The 2,013-nt window shown below is 36.0% G+C and carries 1 protein-coding gene and 1 pseudogene; both read left to right on the forward strand.

Annotation, left to right across the window (positions count from 1 at the left end):
• Positions 1 to 304, forward strand: a pseudogene (locus J3U35_RS01275) (hypothetical protein); the annotation flags it as partial.
• Positions 304 to 2,013, forward strand: a 1,710-nt coding sequence (locus tag J3U35_RS01280) for an MSCRAMM family protein (RefSeq protein ID WP_267359035.1), incomplete at its 3' end; no start/stop codon positions are given. The pseudogene J3U35_RS01275 and the gene J3U35_RS01280, both read left to right, overlap by 1 nt.

The raw sequence follows: 2,013 nt of genomic DNA on the forward strand, positions 1-2,013 counted from the left end.
AGCACAAAGGCAGGGTCATTTACGTTATAAAGGTGAAAGCGATTGGTATTCATCAGGCGCTGATTTATATGCACTAAGGATTAATTATAAGACGGGTGACTGGGAATATCAGGTTGAGGGGCGAACGCTACGTACAGATCTGGCAGATGACCACAAAGACGGTTTAGTGACCAGTGTCTACCGTAATGTTGGCGACAACATCAAGATGGGTGTGGGTTACAACTTCACGGATTATAACGACAACTTAACACGCTTGAACTACCGTTCACATGGTTGGTTTGTCAATGTAGTGGGGAGTTTCTAATGAACAGTTGGCAAAAAGTTAACAGTGGTCAAATACGTTTACCCGTGCAAATAAAATCAGACCTAAAAGCTGAGAATCGAAAAGAAGAGAATTTACGCATATCAGGAGAGAAGATAATGCGAATTAAGTGTAATGCAACAGCGAAAATGAATGCTAAAAAAAGATCTTGGGTTGATGTTTTTAGTTATAAAGCGATATTACAATGTTTAAAATGGATGTTGCTATCCACCTTTATGTCGTTAACAGTTGTATCGGTAGCTAATGCAATTCCAATAGCGGGAAGGGTATTTTTAGACTACGATGATACCGCAAAGAATGTAACCTTTCCGTTACAAGGCTTATCCGTGACATTAAAAGATGATCAAGGTATTTTAATATCAAATGAACAAACAAATGATAATGGTCAGTATAACTTTGAAGTTAACACTTTAGGAAATTATATCGTTGAAATAGCAACCAATAATGGGGAAAGCGCTTCCAAAAACGTAACTGTTAGAGGGGCAACAGGTGAATTAGGTCAAAACCTCTTTTTAAAAGGAAAAGGGGGAACTATTCATCTAAAAGTTAAAAATGGTACAGATGCAGGTATTAACAATATTCCTGTAAAAATGAGAACTCAATCAACGGTTGGGATGGTAACCAATACGGATAATAATATCGTATTAAAAACAGATAGTAATGGCGAAATAGAGATAAAAAATACATTATTACAGGTTAAATATGAGGCTTTTTTTGATAAAGACGTTGATCTCTTTTTAAAAACTCGAAATTATAAATTATGGGATGTCATACTACCAGATAATAGTCATCAATATGCTGAACTTATTTCTTTTAAGATGGAAGGTTCAGATCAAAGTGGGCAATTTAATCTTAAACATCGTAATACCAATTCTGTTGATGGTGTTGTTGTGGTTGATAGAAATAACAACAATACCTATGAAGCAGATATTGATACTGGTCTACAAAATATGAGGGTCGAGTTGTATTATTCCGGTACAACAACCAAAGTAATGGGAACCGATACCGTTATTACAGGTGGTGATGGTAAATACAGCTTTAGTGATCTCGCTGTTGCAACTTATGATATTCAGGTAACAAATGTCACTTCTCCACCTTTTACTACTGATAGTAAAAACAGGGCAAAAGCACAATTAACAATACCTGACTCAACTGGGGTGCCTAGTGGTCCTAATTTCTTGTTTCAATTAGATCCTAACGATACATCTTTATCCAGTATATCTGGAAATGTGTTTGTACTAGGACCTCAGCAATATATTATAGCAGGTCCGGATTCAGGTAAAACGGGCAATAATATTCCGCTTGCGGCTCAAGGTAGTACAGGACTTAATACCACTGTCGAACTTTACCAACATAATGGAACCGATTGGGAGAAAATTGCTTATCAATTTACCGGTAATTTGGGCGCCTATCAATTTGTCGGATTAGTAAAAGACAAAGATTATAAAGTTGTTGTCACAGAGTCAAATATAAATTTAAATAATACTGTTTTTGTCAATGACACAGACGGTAAGTCAACCAGTACCTCCTCTAAATCAAGAAGTACGCATAAAGGAAAAGTCACATTAAGTAATGGTACACAAGCTAACATTGCTGCTAAAGAGATTATCGTACCCAAACTTAACGAGAGAAAAACCAACCAAAACTTTTGGTATTCACCAATACGTAAAGATTTAGGTAATTTATTAGTC

Origin of the sequence: Gilliamella sp. B2717 (genome assembly GCF_026536675.1) — a bacterium.
Classification (GTDB): Bacteria; Pseudomonadota; Gammaproteobacteria; order Enterobacterales; family Orbaceae; genus Gilliamella; species Gilliamella apicola_I.